General features: G+C 66.0%; 3 protein-coding genes. 2 read left to right on the forward strand and 1 reads right to left on the reverse strand.

Going from position 1 to position 3,625, the window contains the following annotated elements:
- The coding region (locus KH616_RS22965) for a LysR substrate-binding domain-containing protein (RefSeq protein ID WP_292252193.1) at positions 1 to 789 on the forward strand (789 nt) is incomplete at its 5' end.
- Positions 790 to 910: 121 nt separating this feature from the next.
- Here KH616_RS22965 and KH616_RS22970 read toward each other — a convergent pair.
- Entirely contained in the window at positions 911 to 2,110 is a 1,200-nt protein-coding gene (locus KH616_RS22970; protein ID WP_292252194.1) for a PLP-dependent aminotransferase family protein, read from the reverse strand.
- Between the two features lie 663 nt (positions 2,111 to 2,773).
- On the opposite strand from KH616_RS22970, the gene KH616_RS22975 reads away from it, so the two are divergent.
- Positions 2,774 to 3,625, forward strand: an 852-nt coding sequence (locus KH616_RS22975; RefSeq protein WP_292252195.1) for an MCP four helix bundle domain-containing protein, incomplete at its 3' end; no start/stop codon positions are given.

A 3,625-nucleotide genomic window follows, 5' to 3' on the forward strand; every position in this document is an offset into this window, starting at 1 on the left:
GGGGTGCAGGGTGCGGTCGAGCAACAGGTGCGGCATCTGGAAGACGCGCTCGGGAGCAGATTGTTCGATCGACTGCCGCGCGGGCTCGCGCTGACGCACGACGGCGCCGCGTATTTCGCGGACGTGCAGCGCGCGCTGCACGCGATCGCCGATGCCACCGACAGGCTCGTCAGGCGGCGAGCGACGCTGACGATCAGCACGACGCCGTCGCTCGCATCGAAATGGCTGATTCCGCGTCTCGCGCCATTCACCGACGCGCATCCCGACATCGATGTGCGCGTGATCGCCGATCCGCGGCTGGCGACGTTCCGCAACGACGGCGTCGATCTGGCGATCCGCTACGGCAAGCCGCCATTCGGCAAGCATCTCGCGACGCATCTGCTGTTTCCGGTCGATATCTACGCGGTCTGCAGCCCGTCTCTACTGAGCGCGCCGGCGAGCCCGCGCGACCTGACCCGTCATGTGCTGCTGCACGATGCGCACGATCTCTGGCCGGAGTTTCTGGCGGCGCTGCCGGACTCGGCGAGAATCGACGCGCACAAGGGGCTGCGCTTCAACCAGACATCGCTTGCGATCGACGCGGCGGTCGCCGGTCAGGGAATCGCGCTGGCGACCGAGCCGCTCGTCGAGCGCGACATTGCGGCCGGGCGGCTGTGCCGCCCGTTCGATTTTGCGTTTCCGTTATCGGTCGGGTTCTATCTCGTCTATCCGGCCGAGTGTCGCGATGCGACGCATCTCGCCGTGATGCGCGATTGGCTGATCGATCAGGCGATGCGTGAGCGCCCATGACGGGCACACACCGGCCGTGTCTCGCGCGGCCATGTGCGCGCCGCCCCGGTATCGGCCGCGCTGTCCGCGTCGCCTTTCCGCCTCGCCCGATCGCGGGGCTTATCCACGGCGCGATGCCTCTTCATGCTGCAATCGCCGCGCCATATGCGCGCGCGAGCCGCGCGGCGCCGTCCCGGATCGCATCGACGTCCGGCGCAGCGAACGACAGCCGCAACGAGGCGTCGTCGACGTTGTCCGCGAAAAACGCGTTGCCCGGCACGAACACCACCTTGTTCGCAATCGCGTGCGGCAGCAGCGTCGCCGACGGCACCGCCCCGATCCGCGCCCAGATAAACATCCCGCCTTCGGGCCGATGAAATGCAATCGCATCGCCGAAACCGGCGTGCAGCGCATCGCACATCGCATCGCACTTGCTTCGATACGCCTGCGTGATGCGCGGCAAATGACGCTCAACTGAACCGGCCGCGAGATATTCGGCGGCGATCGCCTGCGTCCACGGTGCGCTGCACAGATCCACCGTCTGTTTCGCAATGACGCAGCGGCGCGCGATTTCCGCCGGCGCGATCGTCCAGCCAACGCGCAAGCCCGGCGCCACGATCTTCGACAGGCTCGCAAAATGCACGATCCAGTCGCGCGCGCCGTCCACTTCGTTTGCCAGCGAGAGCATCGACGGCACCGGTTTGCCCGCGAAACGCAGGTCGCCGTACGGATCGTCCTCGACGATCAGGAAGCGATAGCGCACGGCAAGCCGCAGCAACGCGATGCGGCGCTCGCGCGTCAGCGTCGCGCCGGTCGGATTCGCGAACGTCGGCACCGTGTACAGCAGTTTCGGTTGCGCCACGGCACCGGACGCGAGCATCGCATCGAGACGTTCGACGTCGAGACCGTGGCCATCAACCGGCACCGTGACGATGCGCGCCTGTTGCAGTCTCATCGCCTGCAGCGTCGCCGGATACGCGGGCTGCTCGGTGAGCACGATGTCGCCGGGCGAGACCATCACGCGCAGCAGCAGGTCGAGGCCTTGCTGCGATCCGGTCGTCACCAGCAGCTCGGCCGACGTGCAGGTCGCGTTGCGCCGTGCCATCAGCGCGATCAGTTCGTGCTTCAGTTCGGCGAGGCCATCGGTCGGCCCGTATTGCAGGCAACGTGTCGGCTGCGCGTAAGCGCGCGCGGCGGCGGCGTTCAGTCCGTCGACGTCGAACAGGTCGCTGGCCGGATAACCGCCGGCGAAGGAAATCATGCCGGGCTCGCCGAGATACTTGAACAGCTCGCGGATCGGCGAACCGGCGGGATTCTGGAACGAGGGAGTGAACGCGTACATGTCGTCGTGGGCTCGGTTGCGGGCGCAGGCAAAACGGTCGGGATGCCGTTCGGCGCCCGAGGCGGAACACTGGCCTCCGCACGCCGATGCGCGCGGCATCGCGGGTGGAAGCGCGCCACGATTGTCGGCAGCCGTTAAGGCGGCAGCAAACGATATATGCGCACTACGTCTTGCGGTTTGGTCATGACCCACGCGTGGGGCGCGGGTCGGCACGTCGCCCTTCCACAAAACCGGACCTTCACGCAACGCCGGTTTTTGTTTTTGCGGCGGAATGCGATTGTCATAGCGACATCTGGCCGGAGACCGTATTGAGCCGACGCCAACGCCGGTAGAATGTGCGCGACCGGCGTATGTCGACCATTGGCGGAACACGCGCCTGGCGCCGGTCAGCGTCGAGCCAGATCTCAAATAGGCACGGCAACCCTGACCGGATTTCATTCGAATGCCCATTCGGACCACAATGTGTCGAACCATCATGCCATGGGCCCCAAATCATCCGGCCTCGGGTACGAAAGCACGATGTAAAGTGCCTGCCCGACGAGGTTGACACGCGAGCAAAACTGTAAAGAATTCCGTCATGCGTCGGGAACCGGCATTCGCGCCGCGCCCGCATTCCGCATCACCACCGCATCCGATACCGATCACGCCCTCCTGGAGATGACCATGTCCACAGTGACGCCCCGCGCCAGCTCGACGTCCCTGCCCGCCACGCCAACCGGCAGGCGGTTCACGCTCGGCACGCGGATCGTGTGCAGTTTCGGCGCAATTTTCGTGCTGATGCTCATGATGGCCGCGATCTCGTATACGCGTCTGCGGGCCATCGACGATGAGGCGACGAGTCTCAACCGCGATTCGGTACCGGGCCTGTATTACGCGACGTCGCTGCGCGCGGTCGTCGGCGAAGGCTACCGGCTCGTCGAGGAGGCAATCTTTGTCGACGGAGACGCCAACGCGATGAAGCGCACGCTCGATCGTCTGCCCGATGCGCTGCGGCACGAAGAGGAGGCGTTGCAGCGCTATGAAACAACCGTATTCCGGGACGACGACAGGGCGCACGTGCAGGCATTCCGGGCGGCCTACGAACCGTTTATGGCGCAATTGACCGACATCGCCCGTCTGGCGCCCGAGTCGCGCGCCGCCGCGCAGGCGGCGTTCCTCCGGTTGACGCCGGCGCGGGAAAACGTGATCCGCGCCGTCACCGTACTCGCCGAAGAAAATCATGCGCATGCGAGCGAATCGGGCAAGCTGATCCGCGCATCGGTGACTGACACCGAAGTGACGCTCGCGATCGCGCTCGGCGTCGTGCTGCTTGTCGCGCTCGCGACCGGCCTGGCGCTTCTCCGTGCGATCACGAAGCCGATGACCCGACTCCTCGAGGTGCACGACGCGATGCGTACCGGCAACCTGGCGCAACGGCTCGATCTGCGCCGCAGCGACGAGTTCGGCACGCTCCAGGACGGCTTTAACCGGATGGCCGAGGAACTGGTCGGCGTCGTGTCGCAAGCCCAGCAGTCG

The sequence above is a fragment of the Burkholderia sp. genome (assembly GCF_018375725.1).
GTDB lineage: Bacteria > Pseudomonadota > Gammaproteobacteria > Burkholderiales > Burkholderiaceae > Burkholderia.